General features: G+C 66.7%; 14 protein-coding genes and 1 pseudogene. 13 read left to right on the top strand and 2 right to left on the bottom strand.

Translation table 11 applies throughout. The features are described from left to right. The first annotated feature begins 275 nt into the window (after window positions 1–275). From ACFPMG_RS19655 to ACFPMG_RS19670, 4 genes and pseudogenes are all read left to right on the top strand, one after another. A complete protein-coding gene (locus ACFPMG_RS19655; protein WP_376996766.1) occupies window positions 276–1,130 on the top strand; it encodes a VOC family protein in 855 nt (284 codons plus the stop codon). Window positions 1,131–1,155: 25 nt separating this feature from the next. Then, the gene (locus ACFPMG_RS19660) at window positions 1,156–1,581 is read left to right on the top strand and encodes a putative quinol monooxygenase (RefSeq protein WP_376996768.1); all 426 of its coding nucleotides are present in this window, start codon (window positions 1,156–1,158) and stop codon (window positions 1,579–1,581) included. 67 nt (window positions 1,582–1,648) lie between these two features. Continuing rightward, window positions 1,649–1,881, top strand: a pseudogene (locus ACFPMG_RS19665) (IS6 family transposase); the annotation flags it as partial. Between the two features lie 168 nt (window positions 1,882–2,049). Next, window positions 2,050–2,874: a 3'-5' exonuclease gene (locus ACFPMG_RS19670; protein ID WP_376996842.1), complete on the top strand. Its 825-nt coding sequence runs from the start codon at window positions 2,050–2,052 to the stop codon at window positions 2,872–2,874. A gap of 69 nt (window positions 2,875–2,943) precedes the next feature. Here ACFPMG_RS19670 and ACFPMG_RS19675 read toward each other — a convergent pair whose 3' ends face one another. After that, the gene (locus ACFPMG_RS19675) at window positions 2,944–3,594 is read right to left on the bottom strand and encodes a dioxygenase family protein (RefSeq protein WP_376996769.1); all 651 of its coding nucleotides are present in this window, start codon (window positions 3,592–3,594) and stop codon (window positions 2,944–2,946) included. A 261-nt stretch (window positions 3,595–3,855) separates the two neighbouring features. Here ACFPMG_RS19675 and ACFPMG_RS19680 point away from each other — a divergent pair, with 261 nt between their 5' ends. The 3 genes from ACFPMG_RS19680 (at window position 3,856) to ACFPMG_RS19690 (ending at window position 6,594) form a co-directional block, all read left to right on the top strand. After that, window positions 3,856–4,506 carry a hypothetical protein gene (locus ACFPMG_RS19680; RefSeq protein ID WP_376996771.1) on the top strand — a complete coding sequence of 217 codons (651 nt, stop codon included), beginning with the start codon at window positions 3,856–3,858 and terminating at the stop codon, window positions 4,504–4,506. Between the two features lie 251 nt (window positions 4,507–4,757). Further along, the gene (locus tag ACFPMG_RS19685) at window positions 4,758–5,195 is read left to right on the top strand and encodes a hypothetical protein (protein WP_376996773.1); all 438 of its coding nucleotides are present in this window, start codon (window positions 4,758–4,760) and stop codon (window positions 5,193–5,195) included. Window positions 5,196–5,796: 601 nt separating this feature from the next. Then, window positions 5,797–6,594: a DUF3891 family protein gene (locus ACFPMG_RS19690; RefSeq protein ID WP_376996775.1), complete on the top strand. Its 798-nt coding sequence runs from the start codon at window positions 5,797–5,799 to the stop codon at window positions 6,592–6,594. Window positions 6,595–6,944: 350 nt separating this feature from the next. Here ACFPMG_RS19690 and ACFPMG_RS19695 read toward each other — a convergent pair whose 3' ends face one another. Next, window positions 6,945–7,100 (bottom strand): hypothetical protein, encoded by a 156-nt coding sequence (locus ACFPMG_RS19695; RefSeq protein WP_376996776.1) that lies wholly within the window; start codon window positions 7,098–7,100, stop codon window positions 6,945–6,947. A gap of 56 nt (window positions 7,101–7,156) precedes the next feature. Here ACFPMG_RS19695 and ACFPMG_RS19700 point away from each other — a divergent pair, with 56 nt between their 5' ends. From ACFPMG_RS19700 to ACFPMG_RS19725, 6 genes are all read left to right on the top strand, one after another. After that, entirely contained in the window at window positions 7,157–7,447 is a 291-nt protein-coding gene (locus ACFPMG_RS19700; RefSeq protein ID WP_376996778.1) for a hypothetical protein, read from the top strand. A 179-nt stretch (window positions 7,448–7,626) separates the two neighbouring features. Continuing rightward, window positions 7,627–8,601, top strand: a complete 975-nt coding sequence (locus ACFPMG_RS19705) for an alpha/beta hydrolase (RefSeq protein ID WP_376996780.1) — start codon at window positions 7,627–7,629, stop codon at window positions 8,599–8,601. A gap of 521 nt (window positions 8,602–9,122) precedes the next feature. Next, window positions 9,123–10,070 carry a TauD/TfdA dioxygenase family protein gene (locus ACFPMG_RS19710; protein WP_376996781.1) on the top strand — a complete coding sequence of 316 codons (948 nt, stop codon included), beginning with the start codon at window positions 9,123–9,125 and terminating at the stop codon, window positions 10,068–10,070. A gap of 92 nt (window positions 10,071–10,162) precedes the next feature. Next, window positions 10,163–11,509, top strand: coding sequence for an ABC transporter substrate-binding protein (locus ACFPMG_RS19715; protein ID WP_376996783.1), 1,347 nt, complete (start codon window positions 10,163–10,165; stop codon window positions 11,507–11,509). Window positions 11,510–11,537: 28 nt separating this feature from the next. Then, window positions 11,538–12,470 (top strand): carbohydrate ABC transporter permease, encoded by a 933-nt coding sequence (locus tag ACFPMG_RS19720; RefSeq protein WP_376996785.1) that lies wholly within the window; start codon window positions 11,538–11,540, stop codon window positions 12,468–12,470. Further along, a complete protein-coding gene (locus tag ACFPMG_RS19725; protein WP_237906851.1) occupies window positions 12,463–13,350 on the top strand; it encodes a carbohydrate ABC transporter permease in 888 nt (295 codons plus the stop codon). The genes ACFPMG_RS19720 and ACFPMG_RS19725 overlap by 8 nt, the downstream gene beginning before the upstream one ends. Window position 13,351 lies beyond the last annotated feature (1 nt).

Raw genomic sequence — 13,351 nt, forward strand, 5'->3', positions numbered from 1 at the left:
GCCGGGCTCTCAGGGTAAGCCCGCATCGGGTGTGTTCGCGCTCCGCGGCGGGCTTGGCCGACGCCGTGACGCCATGGTGGCGCGGGGGCGGATCTGCTGCACGTAAAGCCGGGTAAAATCCGGTTGCCGGCCCGCGGCCAGCCAGCCGCGCCTTGGAGCGGCGACCGCCTCTACAGGACAGGATGGTTCACCAGACTTTACAAGCCTTAACGAACTGCCGATCCGCAATGGCGTCAGTATCGGGTCCATCGATCCCGTCAACGGCAGGAAACCCGATGTCCGATCAGCCCGACACTGTCCACCAGCACGATGATCCAGACCGCCGCTCCGTCCTGCGCGCCGCCGGAGGCGCTGCGGTTGGCGGAGTCGCCGCCTCCCTCGCCGCCGGCTCGGCCATCCCCGCGCTGGCCGCCTCCACCGGAGCCCGTGATCCGGGGTCGCTCGGCGCCCGCCTGCGGGGTGTGCAGCACTTCGGCCTCACCGTGCAGAACATGGACCGCGCCTTCACGTTCTACACCGAAGTGATCGGCGGAACCGAGGTGATGCGCGACGGCGACTTCCAGGGTGAGCACATTCATAACACACTGCTGACCGATCAGGAGATCGAGGCACGCGCGCGCCGGGTCAACCCGCGCACCATCGGCGTTCCGGACCTCAAGGGCGGTGCGCAGCGTCTGGACGTGCGGTTCATCCAGTTCGACAACGTGGTGCTCGAACTGCTACAGTACCGCGACGCCAGGCAGCCTGCCGGCAGCGGCGACGCCTTCGCCGAACCGCTCGACCACATGAGCCCCGCCTTCCCGCGGATGATGCACATCTGCTTCCACATCCGCGACGAGGTTGACTTCAACACCTTCATCCGCGACCTGGAGGCGGAATCGGCCCGCCGCGGAATGACGCAGGTCAGGGCCAACCGCGTGGTCACGGTGACGACCGAGCAGGAACGGCTCGCCGCACCCGTGGAAGCGAACAGCAACGGCATCACCGAGGGCAAGTCGGCCGGATGGCGGCTGATCTACTGCAAGGGCCCGGAGGGTGAACAGCTCGAATTCGTCCAGGCTCTCGGACCGGTGAAGAAGACGTTCGACGACGCGTTGGCGGCACGCCGGCGCCTGGTCGGCGCTACGTGAGGTCGGCGGATCAAGGAGAAACGGAATGACCGGAATCAAACGGCTGTGCACGGCAGCCATGCTGCTTGCCGGACTTGCGTGCCATTGGAGCGCCGCCCCGGCGGTCGCTCAGGATGGGCCGGGAAAGGGCTATGCGCAAATCCCCGCCGGAGCCTACTCGATCGTCGCCGAAGTCCGGGCGAAGCCGGGCAAGGAGAAGGAACTGCGTGCCGCGACGCTGTCCCTGATCGATCTCGTCCGCGGCGATCCGAAGAACCTCGTCTACTTCCTCCAGGAAGACCGGGAGGCTCCCGGCCATTTCATCTTCTACGAGATTTTTGCCAACAAAGTCGATTTCGAAGCCCATAACGCGATGCCCTACGTGCAGGATTGGTTCACCAAGCTGCCGGAACTCGCCGACGGTGGTGTGAGGGTGATGCGAATGGAAATTCTCGCGCCTTCCGGAAACTGATTTCGATGACGACGGCATCGTCACATCAACCGTGGCGGCCCGTCGGTCGTGACGGTAACCCCGCAGGATGTCGCTCTTCTCGTATGCCCGCCACCAATTCCCGCCCGCGATCATCCAGCATGCGATCTGGCTGTATCTGCGGTTCACGTTGAGCCACCGGGATGTTGAGGAACTGCTGGCGAAGCGCGGCGTGAACGTGTCTACGAGACGGCGCGGCGCTGGGTCGTGAAGCTTGGCCCGGCCATCACCGACAACCTGTGGCGGCTCCGGCCGAAGCCCGGCCCGCGCTGGCACTTGGACCGCCGGCCGACGATCCGGCGGGCGAAGGTATCGATGGCGATGGCCACGTGGACGAAGCCTTGCGCCGTCCATGCGGCTGTGTTCCTGCAGCGCCGCGGAATGGTCATTTCTCCGTTGTGCTTTCCCAGGCGTTTGGGGAGCATGGCGCCGCCGCACCCCGGAGGCCCCATGCACCACGACACGCTGCTCTGCCTCGACATCGAGACGATGCCGGACCGCCAGATCCTTCCGACGGACTGGCCGGCGGAGAAGTTTCCGCCGCCGCACTGCCACCAGATCGTGGCGATCAGCTTCGTCGAAGCGGCCATTGACCGGTCCTCCGGGGCGGAGCGCTACCGCGTCACCGAGTGCCGCTCCGGCGGCGACCTTGACTACGACGAGGAGCGGCTGATCCGCGGCTTCTGGAAGCACTTCGCCCGGACGCTGCCGCGCGTGGTCACTTGGAACGGGCGCGGCTTCGACCTGCCGGTGCTGCGCCTGCGCGCGATGGTCTACGGCGTGCCGGTGCCGGCGTGGTTCCAAACCGGCGACAGATGGAACGGCTACACCCAGCGCTACCAGCCCGACTTCAACTGCGACCTCATGGAGCAGGTCGCCGACTACGGCGCCTCACCGCGCATCGGCCTGCAGGACATCGCCGACCTGATCGGCCTGCCCGGCAAGATCGGCGGCCACGGCCGCGAGGTGGCCGACATGATGGCGCGCGGCGAGTTGGAGAAGGTGCAGGCCTGCTGCGAGTCGGACGTGCTGACCCTCTACGCCGCCTATGTCCGCTGGGCGCTGCTGACCGGACGGACCGACCCGGCTGGGCACAACGCCAGCGTCGACAGCTTGGTTGAGTGCCTCGTGCGCGAGCGCGCCAACCGACCCCATCTCGGGACATTCCTCGACCGGTGGCAGGCCTCGACACGGCCCGCCCCGATGCATGTGCCCGTGCCGCGCCCCGCGCTGGTTGCCGAACCGCCGCATCTGCCGAGCGAGCACGTACTCTGACGTGGGGTCGGCTTGGTGGATCGGACCGCTCGCCGGTGTGGAGAGCGGAGACCGATCCTCCACGGAGGGTCAGAGGTCGAGGACGATGTCGAAGGTGCCCTGGACGGCGCCCGCCTCGAGGTCGACCGCCGTGGTCAACGGAATGATCACGCTGCGGCGCGCCTGCGGGTCGCGGATGGCGTTCAGCAGGCCGTCGCGGGCGTTCAGCGGTTCTCCCTCGACGTACATCTGCGTCACGAACCGCCCGGTGCCGGGCACGATCACCGCGTAATGGATGTGCGGCGTGCGGCCGGGATAGGGCACCGGCTTGATCGTCCGGAACCGGTAGACTCCGTCCGAGGCGACCGCCACCCGCCCATAGCCCTGGAAGTTTCCGTCGAACCGGTCGTGACCGGGTGCCCGCGGATGCCGGTAGATCCCCTGGGCGTCGCACTGCCAGATTTCGACCACCGCGCCGGAGACCGGCCGCCCGGCGCGGTCGAGGATCCGCCCTCCGATGTGGGCGACGGTGCCCAGTGCCTGGGCGGCGGCCCCGTGAACCCGGACGAGGTCGTGGTCGATGTCCGCGGGCAGGCTGGTCGGGTAGAAGGGGCCTTCCGTCTGGCCGGGCGTCGGGACGAGGGTCGCAGGGCGGGCCGGCCTGGAGAGCAGGACTGTGGTGCTCAGCGTGGCCATGCCCGCCATCAGGGTGCGGCGGCTGACGCTGCGGTGTTCCGGCATGGCCGCCTCCCGTTCTGCGTTCCGGATGCACGCCGACGGCGGGCAATCCTGTCCACGTCATATGGGACGCGAACGCGTTGCCGGTGAGAGGGGATCCAAGGCGGATTCCAGCGGCGATGGGCGGGAATGCGAACGCATTGAGAACATCCGGCCAGTGCCGTATCGTCGCTCTCCTGGTGCGCTGCCTCCTCCAGGTTCTCGAAGGGGTCAGCCGACAGCTGGAGAATGGGAACCGCGGGCGCGTGCGGAGTGGAGCGAAATATGGCGATGAAGGTGTTCGTGTGGTCGCGTGCCGAAATCGAGGACGGGGCCGCGGAAGGCGCCGATGCCGTGATCTCGGTGCGGATGCATTGCGATCGCGGATCGTTCGAAACCCTCGACACCGCGATGGCGCAGGCTGTCCTGGGCGATGTGGGTGCCATGCTGGTCCTGCGCTCCGACGACATCGGCGTGCCGCGGCTGGGGGCGCAGCGCGGGCCAACGGACGAGCAGATCACCACCGTGATCGATTTCGCGCGGGCGATCCGCGCCGGCCAACCCGATGCCACGCTGGCCATCCACTGTGAACACGGGCGAAGCCTGTCCCCGGCGTTGGCCCTGACGGTTCTCGCCGACGAGTTCGGCGCCGGCCGCGAAGCCGAGGCGGCGCAGCGGCTGCTCCGGCTGGACCGCGATGGGATCATCGCGCCCAATCCCCTGGCGGTGCGGCAGGCCGACGATCGGTTGTGGCGTTACGGCGCCTTGGACGCGGCGTTGGTGGCGCTCTCCCCACGCTATTTGGCCGTCCGAGAGCATTGGGGCCGGGTGGCGGCTGATCCCGCCGGCGCGCGGGCCGCACCGCGTCCTCGCGGTGGCCGGTCGAAGAAGCGCTTCCGGGAGATCGGCCACGACACTCCGGATGTCTGGGAGTAGCGCCATCCTTCGCCGATGACGGCTTACCGCTCCAATTCGTGCCTTCCTTCGAACCCAGTCGCCGGGGCAAAGCAGCTGAACACGGGGGGCGATGGCTGTCGGCGAACACTGAGGCGCCCTGACCACACGGTGCGGATGACGCGCGAGGAACGGCTCCGGTCGGTCAATGCTTGTCGCGCACATCCATCGCGCGCGGTCCGTTGTTTCCTGTTCAGGGCGTGGATTCACACATCCAACCATCAGGAGCAGCCATGGCCATTGCCGAAGGGCGGACGACGACGGTGCGGCGTCGCGGATTTCTGACGGCCGTTGCCGTCCTGGCGGGGTCCTGCGCCAACCCGCAGGCGGAGCTGGCGTTGCGCGCGCCAACGGCCATGGTCGGCATGAGCAAGGGGGATCTCATGGCGTGCGCCGGCGTACCGGAGCGCATGACCACCGCCGGCGACGCTGAGTTCATGGTCTACACCCGGCAACAGACCCTCATCGACCGCGATGTCGATTGGGAGCCCAATCCATGGCTGGGACCGCGGGGACCGCTCCTCTGGGAGCCCGACGTGACGACCTATGTCCGGACCTACCGGTGCGAGGCCACGGTCGTGCTTCGTGAGGACCGCATCGTCGAGGTCCGCTACAACCAGAACCGCGACGCCACCCTCTGTTACCAGATCGTCGGCAACTGCGTGCGGTAAACGCGCGAAATCAGCGGTGCCGGATTGGGCCGCGCTTCATCCGGCCAAGCCAAAGGTCGTCTCGGTCCGCATGCGCACGTCCCTCAACATTTGGTATCCCAAGACGCCTGACAACATTTAGGTTTTCAGCATTTCCCCGTGACGAGGCCGCTTGGGCCGTGTTCTGGCATGAGGAGAGGAGGCATCATGAAGTCTCACCGGCCCGCACCCCGGACCTTGTCACCATTCGCCCGCCCTGATGGGTCCTGCCTTGGCCGCCCTCCGGAGGAGGACGATGAGGAGCCCGTCCCCACCGCGCCAGCGGAACCCGAGGACGCTGCCGTCCAGCCTGCCGAACCGATGAACCCGGCTTGACCCAAAGCCGGGCTTTCGCGCGGGGGTTGAAGGTGCGCCTCATGCCGTCCGGGCAGCAGGGGCTTTTTGAACCAAGCCAGGGGGAACGCGGAAAAGTCCATGACCGATTTGGGGTCATCGGGTAAGCGGGACGAGCGTTCCATCCATTCGGCCGACCGGAACGCCTGCATCCAAAGAGACGATCCCCGGCAGCATCCGTTTACAGGGCGCAGGTCGCCGGCTCCGGGCCCAACCAAGAGTTGGAGGAATGACCATGCTGTTTCGCGATGTCGGCAAAGATGTGATCGCCATCCCGCAGCCGAGCCATGCCTGGCTGTCGGGCCAGTTGCTCCGCGCCTGGGGCAATGGGATCTTCGCTCCGCCCGTGCCCTACGAGGAGGTCTGCCTCGGGGCGGAACTGCACGACATCGGCTGGCTGTCCTGGGAAGGCGAACCGACGCTGAACCCCCAGACCGCCCGCCCGCACAGCTTCCAGGAACTCGGCGCGGCCACTCATACCAGCCTTTGGACGAACGGTGTGCGCCGCGCGCTCGCGTTCGGGCGCTATCCGGCTCTCCTCGTCTCGCTGCACGCCGATACGATCTACGGCAGCTTTTTCGATTTCGCCAAGGCGTCGCCGGAGGATGCCGCGATGGTTCGCCGCTTCCTGGACGACCAGCACCGCTTCCAACGCGCCTGCATCGAGGCGCTGTCGGGCAACCCGCGTTACACCCCAGCTCTCTCCCCGCAAGCGATCGAGCGCAACCGATTGCTTGTCGCCGCTGTGGACCGCATGTCGTTGCAAATCGGATGGGGTCTCACCGGCGAAGCGTGCATTCCCAATGTCCCGACCATCGGCGAGGCCCGGACGGAGATCCGCCTCCGCTCACCGTCTGGCGATCCGGCGGAACTGGTTGCCGATCCCTGGCCCTTCACTGCCGACCATGTCGAGGTGGTCTGCGAGGGACGGTTCCTGCGCGGTCGTTTCACCGACGAGCGGGCGATGCGTCAGGCGCTGAACGACGCGGAGCCCGTCACCATCTCAACTGTGTTGAAGCATCCGTAATGTCGGTTACCCGCTCGGATTTCCCGGAGGCGGCATACAACGCGCTGCGCAAGGCCGCCATGAAGCAGGGCCGGCGCATCGCCGATGTCGCTCCCACATAAGAATTTTCCCTACCTCTAATGGAATTTATGCCGACTTTTCATAGCCTTTCGCGCAAAGTTCTCTTGCAGCCGAAAGCGTTTCCGAAAGGACCCAGGCGCCATGGGCTGGGCCCGTCGAGGCGCACCAAATCGAGCGTGACCGCGGTGGCGACGAGCGGCGCCTTGTCGGCGGGCCACTGCAGTTCCTGGCGTCCGGGGACCGGGACGATCACGGGCAGGCCGATGGTTCGTTCGGCGGCGTCACCGTTCTCATCGGGCGATTCGGCCTCCGGGGTAAGGCAGCCGCAACCGGCTGGCCTCCTGCGTCTCCTTCGCCGTCCCGATCAGCGCGTCATCGTAATAGGCGATGATGTTTTCCTGCATGACGAACAGCGGCTTCTCCCAGAAGGCGAAGTCCAGAAGCATGCTCCTGAGCAGGAAGCCCTGATCGTCCAACTTGGAGGCGTTGATGATCCGTTTCGATGGTCGATGTGGTGCTGTCCCTGGAGAGCCAGGGGCACCGTGGTCCGATCCTGGCGCTGTCGCGTCGCGGGCTGCTGCCCACCACCCATCTGGAGACGCGGCCCTTCAAAAGCTTGGTCCATCCCCAGACAATGCCCGGAACGGTGTTGGACGTGCTAATCGCGCTCGCCCTCTGGCCGGTCGGCCGCGCGCCCTTCTGGGAGATGACCGCGGTGCCCGAGTTGCGCATCCAATGCGCCAACGCCGCGCTGACTCTCGTCTGCCGGAGCGTGACGGACAATCTCGCGTAAATGACTTTGATGCGCTGTCATTTGTTAATAGAAAACCTATTTACATACAAGAGTTTTGGCATCTATCATGCTGCCCAGTGTTGGTTCCCGCCCGGTAGCCGGAGGCGTCTCCGCCGGGCCGGCACTGCTCCCGGTCCGCGCGGTGGTTTGCCAGCGCTTCGGTTGAGAAGGAGGATGTCATGCCGGACACGATCTTGCTTCCCGCGGCGGAACGCCTGGACCCGCACGTGATTGCCATGAACGAGGCGGCGGTCCGCCTGGGTGCTGCCCCTGCCGATCCTTTGAATTTCCCTCTCGCTCAAGCCCGCGCCGCGGCGGAACGCTATCACGCCTTTTTGAACGGACCCACTCCGCCACCGGCGGCTGTTATGGAGATCACCCCCGCTTCCGCCGGCTGTCCGCCGTTGCGGCTTTACCGCCCGATGGGGGGCGAGGCGGAGCGGTTGCCCGTCTTGATCTATTTCCACGGTGGCGGTTTCGTCGTGAACAGCGTGGATACCCACGACCGGCTGTTGCGGCTGCTCGCTGTTCACAGTGGCGCCGTGGTCTGCGCGGTGCGCTACAGCTTGGCACCGGAGCGACGCTTCCCACACCAGCATGACGAGGCGCTTGCCGCCTTGCGCTGGGTCGCCGCAGAGGGCGAGACACATGGGATCGACCCGGAGCGGATCGCCGTGGGCGGCGATTCCGCCGGGGCCAACCTCGCGCTTGGTCTCGCACTCGTCGCCCGTGCTCCGGAGGAGCCGCGCGTGACCTTCGGGCTGCTGTTCTACGGCATGTTCGCCCATGATTTCGACACCGCGTCGCACCGCCGGTTCGGCGACGGGCGGTACGGGCTGACCACGGCGCGGATGCGTTGGTATTGGCAGCAGTATCTCGGCAGCACCGCCACGCCCGACGATCCCCGAGCCTCGCCGCTTTTGGCCGATCTGCATGGTCTGCCGCCTCTGTATCTTCTGGCGGCGGATCTCGATTGCCTGCGCGACGACACCCTCCGTCTCGCGGAGCGGCTCGCCGAAGCGGGGGTTCCGCACCGGCTCGCCGTTTATGACGGGCTTCCTCATTCCTTTGCCACCATGACCCGTCAGGTCGATCTTGCGGGCCGCGCCGTGCTCCACGCCGCCCAGGCGGTGCGCCGTCACCTGAACCCGTGAAGCGGCTCCGACGCACGGCAGCAAGTTGGCGCAACCTAATATAACATGAAATTATAGGTAAAATAATTTTTTTACATATTTTCTCATCAAGATGTTGACTCATAGAATATTTGATAAGTAGACTTATAAGGTCGGTTCTCATCATCCGCCCGCGGCAATTTGAATCGCAGCTTGCGCCGCGTCATCAACCGCTAAAGCGCCACGATCCAGGTCGTGGGTCCTCAATGGAGTGACCGCACATGCCAGCCGTTGCTGATCCCTGTACCGCCTCCGCCCTCGGGCCTCTTTCCGTTACGCGGGCGCAAGTGGCGGCCTGAACGGCTGTCGGCGCGGCTGACCGCCGCATCGTTTTCAACGACATCCCCGGAGCGCCCAGGCGGCGGTGACGGAAGGCAGCGCCTTGCCCGCTCGTTCGCCCATGGCTCTGCCGGGACATCCGCCGCGCAAATGCGGAGCAAGGAAAACGGCCAGGACGCGAAGACAAGAACGCGGCGGCCGGAATCTCAAGAAGGGATGAAACAATGACCCAGTTCGTATCCGCCGATGCCACTGGCGCCTCCACCGCCCGTCTCGACATTCGTCCCGTCGCGGGCCGCATCGGGGCGGAGGTCCACGGCGTCCGGCTGTCCGGTGACCTTCAGCCGGAGGTTCTGCGGACCATCCGGCAGGCCCTGGGCCGCCATAAGGTCCTGTTCTTTCGCGGGCAGACTCATCTGGATGAGGCCGGGCAGGAGGCGTTCGGCCGCTTGTTCGGCAGCCTCGTGCCTCACCCGACGGTGCCGTCGCTGGCGGGAACCGCCAACATCCTGGATGTGGACGGCAGCCGGGGCGAGCGCGCCAGTTCCTGGCACACCGACGTGACCTTCGTTCCCGGCTATCCCGCCATTTCCATTCTGCGCAGCGTCACCGCGCCGGAACGCGGCGGCGACACGCTGTGGGCCAACACGGCCACCGCCTATGCCGAGCTGTCGCCGGCCCTGCGCGATCTGGCGGACCGGCTGTGGGCGCTGCACTCCAATGTCTATGATTATGTCGGCGACCGCCAGAGCGCGTCGGAACAGGGTTTGCACCGCTACCAGACCGTCTTCACCTCCACCCGCTACGAGACGGAGCACCCGCTGGTTCATGTCCATGCGGAAACCGGGGAGCGGTCACTGATCCTCGGCCATTTCGTGCAGCGGATCGTCGGGCTGCCCAGCACCGACTCCCGCCTGCTGCTGGAGTTGTTCCAGAACCATGTCGTCCGCCCGGAGAATGTGGTGCGCTGGCGCTGGTCCGCCGGGGACGTCGCCGTCTGGGACAACCGGGCGACCCAGCACCGGGCCGTGGACGATTACGACGAGCAGCCGCGCATCGTCCGCCGCGTCACCGTGGCCGGGGAGCCGCCGGTCGCCGTGGACGGCCGGCGGAGCTTCCTGCGCTCGGTCACGCCGCCGCAGTCCACCTCTCCCGCCATCGCCGCTGAATGACCGCTTCGTGAAACGATCCCAGTGCCGGGGCTTCGGAGCGGCGCCGGGTCCCGCAGCCATCCTTCAGTCAGCCTTCGATACGGAGCATCCCCATGGCCCTGACGCATGAATTTTCCCGCCGCCGCCTGCTGACGGGGGCTGCGGCGCTCGGTGGCGGCCTGCTGCTTCCGGGCAAGGCGCCGGCCTACGGCGGGGCCAGGCCTTTTGCCGGAGTGACGCTCAATGTCTCCACCTTCAACGCGCCCTTTGCCCGCATTCTGACCAAATGGCTGCCGGAGTTCGAGGAGACGACGGGCGCCAAGGTCGTCTACGACACGCCGGCCTTTCCGGTCTACAACCAGCGCGCGGACCTGGAACTGTCGACCGGTGGTGCCGCCTACGACGTGCTGAACATCACCTTCATCTATTCCAGCCGATGGATCGGAGCCGGCTGGTTCACGCCGCTCGACGACTATATCCGCGATGCGAACCGCACGCCCGCCGATTGGGACGTGGAGGATTTCCTGCCGGGCCTGCGGGCGCCGGAAAGCGACAAGGCCGGGCGGCTCTACGGCATTCCCTGGACCGTGGACACCTTCATCTCCGGGGCCTCGCGCTTCGACCTGTTCAAGAACGCCGGGCTCGGCCTGCCCAACACGACGGATGAGCTGATCACCGCGCTGAAGGCCGTGCACGGGAAGGAGAAGGTGGCGGGGTTCGTCACCGACAACCATTACGGCTGGACCTTCGTGCCGTTCCTCCAGGCCTTCGGCGGCAACGTCTTCCGCAACCCGCCGGACGACCTGACGCCGGTGCTCGACACTCCGGACGTCGTCGCCGCCGCGGAATATTTCGCGCGCATTCTGAAGGAATTCGGCCCCAACGGCGTGCTGTCCTACACGGAGGACCAAGCGCTCCAGGCGTTGCAGAACGGGCGCGCCAACTATTCGGCGATCGGGCAGACCTACCTGTCGCAGGTCGGCGGTCCGAACAGCAAGACGGCCTCGACCGTCGCCTACAGCCCGGTGGTGCGCGGCCCCGCCGGACGCTTCCCCGGCGTCGCCACCCACGGGCTGGGCATTCCGGCGGCCTCGAAGAACAAGGACGCTGCCTGGGCCTTCATCCAATGGGCGCTGTCCAAGAAGAACACCCGCCGCGCCATCGTGGAGGAGCGCTACGCCTCGCCCACCCGCCGCTCGGACTTCGAATCCGCGGAGTTCAAGCGGATCGCCACGGTGAACGGCTACGACCTGTCGGAGATCATCGCCTCCGCCGTCGATCTGGCGGCCCGGCAGGGGCACATGAAGTACCGCACGGTGCCGGTCTATCCGCAGGTGGACCAGCAGTTGAACAAGGCCATCGCCAACATCGTCTCCGGCCAGCTGTCGCCGAAGCAGGCCATCGAGCAGGCGCAGGCCGGGTCGATCACCGACCTGCGGCGCGCCGGCGTCGCCATCTGACGGGCGGGATGCGGGAGAGGGCACGGCCATGGCTTTTCTGAATCCGGCGCGGCCGAAGGCGGACCGCCGGTTGGACGGCTGGGAGCGCAGCCGCCGCCGCGCCTATCTGGCGGGGTTGCTGCCGGCACTGGTCGTGCTGGGAGTCATCACACTGCTGCCGGGGCTGTTCCTGCTCGGGGTCAGTCTGACCCCGCTGAGCCTCGTGAACCCCAGCACGGTGTTCGACTTCTCCGACCCGCTCGGCAACTACCGGGAACTGCTGCGGGACGGGCGGTTCCACAATTCGGTCCTGCTGCAGTTGCATCTGTCGGCGACCAGCGTCGGGCTGCAACTGGCGGTGGGGCTGGGAGTGGCCCTGCTGCTGAACGTCCGCGCCCGCTTCTTCGAGGCGATCCGCACCGCCTTCCTGGTTCCCATGGTGCTGCCGCCCATCGTCGTCGCCCTGATCTGGAAGATCCTCTACACGCCGGACGTCAGCCCGCTGCACCGGCTGCTGGAGGAGGTGGGGCTGCCGGTCGACTCCCTGATCACTGATCCGGGCCTGGCGATCTGGGCCATCGCGGTGGCGGAGACGTGGCAGTGGTTCCCCTTCACCATGCTGATGGTGCTGGCGACGCTGCAACTGATCCCGGACGAGCCGCTGGAGGCGGCGCGCATCGACGGGGCGACCCGCTGGCAGGTGTTCCGCCACATCACCCTGGCCTACCTGCGCCCGGCGCTGGTCGTCTGCGGCCTGTTCCGGCTGATCGACAGCCTGAAGGCCTTTCCGCTGATCTACGTCCTGACCAACGGCGGGCCGGGCACCGCGACGGAGGTCACCAACTATTACGGCTTCATCGAGGCGTTCAACTTCTCCTACTGGGGCTACGCCAGCGCCATTGCCGTCCTGATGCTGGGCGGCGTCTTCGTGGTGAGCTGGCTGGTGGGCCGCCTGGGATGGAACGAGGTGCATCATGACTGACGCGACGCGGGCCGCCGCGCCTTCCCATCCCCCCCGGATCGCGGCATGGCCCGGACGGGTGCGGCCGCTGCGCTGGCGGCGGCACCGCATCGGCCTGCACGCGGCGGCGCTGGCGCTGCTGCTGCTGGTTCTGTTCCCCTTCGCCTGGATGGTCCAGATGGCGTTGCGCCCCGCCGACGCGGTGCTGGGCGACGCGGTCCTCTTCCTGCCGACGCTGGAGAATTTCATGGCGCTCTGGCAGGGGCATTTCCCGAAATCCTTCCTGAACAGCGTCCTGGTCAGCAGCCTGTCCACCGCGGCGTCGCTGGCCTTGGGCGTGCCGGCGGCCTATGTGCTGACCCGCTGGCGTTTCCGGGCGCGGCGGCGGGTGGCGCTGTGGATTCTGGCCACGCGCATGGCTCCGCCCATCGCCCTGACGATTCCCTTCTTCCTGGCCTACCGCTGGGTGGGTTTGCAGGATTCGGTCGTGGGGCTGGCGCTGATCCACATGACCTTCAACATCTCCATCGTCGTCTGGTTCATGCAGACCTTCTTCGCGGCCATTCCCCGCTCGCTGGAGGAGGCCGCCTGGATCGACGGCTGCGGGGTGTGGCAGGCCTTCCGGCGGGTTACGCTGCCGCTGGCGGCGCCCGGCCTGGCGGCGACGGCGGTGTTCTGCTTCATCTTTTCCTGGAACGACTTCTTCTTCGCGCTGATTTTGACACGCACCAACGCCGTCACTGCTCCGGTCGCCATCACCAACTTCCTCCAGTACGAGGGTTGGGAATGGGGCAAGATCGCCGCCGCCGGCACGCTGGTGATGCTGCCGGTGCTGGCTTTCACGCTGCTGGTCCGCAAATATCTCGTCCGCGGGCTGACCGCGGGCGGCCTGAAGGATTGAG

The sequence above is a fragment of the Azospirillum himalayense genome, assembly GCF_042657465.1.
In the GTDB taxonomy this organism is placed as follows: Bacteria; Pseudomonadota; Alphaproteobacteria; order Azospirillales; family Azospirillaceae; genus Azospirillum; species Azospirillum himalayense.

Bases quoted from the DNA above. Each gene is read 5' to 3' on its own strand.
- ACFPMG_RS19655 (WP_376996766.1), top strand. From the start codon at position 276: ATGTCCGATCAGCCCGACACTGTCCACCAGCACGATGATCCAGACCGC.
- ACFPMG_RS19660 (WP_376996768.1), top strand. From the start codon at position 1,156: ATGACCGGAATCAAACGGCTGTGCACGGCAGCCATGCTGCTTGCCGGA.
- ACFPMG_RS19670 (WP_376996842.1), top strand. From the start codon at position 2,050: ATGCACCACGACACGCTGCTCTGCCTCGACATCGAGACGATGCCGGAC.
- ACFPMG_RS19675 (WP_376996769.1), bottom strand. From the start codon at position 3,594: ATGCCGGAACACCGCAGCGTCAGCCGCCGCACCCTGATGGCGGGCATG.
- ACFPMG_RS19680 (WP_376996771.1), top strand. From the start codon at position 3,856: ATGGCGATGAAGGTGTTCGTGTGGTCGCGTGCCGAAATCGAGGACGGG.
- ACFPMG_RS19685 (WP_376996773.1), top strand. From the start codon at position 4,758: ATGGCCATTGCCGAAGGGCGGACGACGACGGTGCGGCGTCGCGGATTT.
- ACFPMG_RS19690 (WP_376996775.1), top strand. From the start codon at position 5,797: ATGACCATGCTGTTTCGCGATGTCGGCAAAGATGTGATCGCCATCCCG.
- ACFPMG_RS19695 (WP_376996776.1), bottom strand. From the start codon at position 7,100: ATGCTTCTGGACTTCGCCTTCTGGGAGAAGCCGCTGTTCGTCATGCAG.
- ACFPMG_RS19700 (WP_376996778.1), top strand. From the start codon at position 7,157: ATGGTCGATGTGGTGCTGTCCCTGGAGAGCCAGGGGCACCGTGGTCCG.
- ACFPMG_RS19705 (WP_376996780.1), top strand. From the start codon at position 7,627: ATGCCGGACACGATCTTGCTTCCCGCGGCGGAACGCCTGGACCCGCAC.
- ACFPMG_RS19710 (WP_376996781.1), top strand. From the start codon at position 9,123: ATGACCCAGTTCGTATCCGCCGATGCCACTGGCGCCTCCACCGCCCGT.
- ACFPMG_RS19715 (WP_376996783.1), top strand. From the start codon at position 10,163: ATGGCCCTGACGCATGAATTTTCCCGCCGCCGCCTGCTGACGGGGGCT.
- ACFPMG_RS19720 (WP_376996785.1), top strand. From the start codon at position 11,538: ATGGCTTTTCTGAATCCGGCGCGGCCGAAGGCGGACCGCCGGTTGGAC.
- ACFPMG_RS19725 (WP_237906851.1), top strand. From the start codon at position 12,463: ATGACTGACGCGACGCGGGCCGCCGCGCCTTCCCATCCCCCCCGGATC.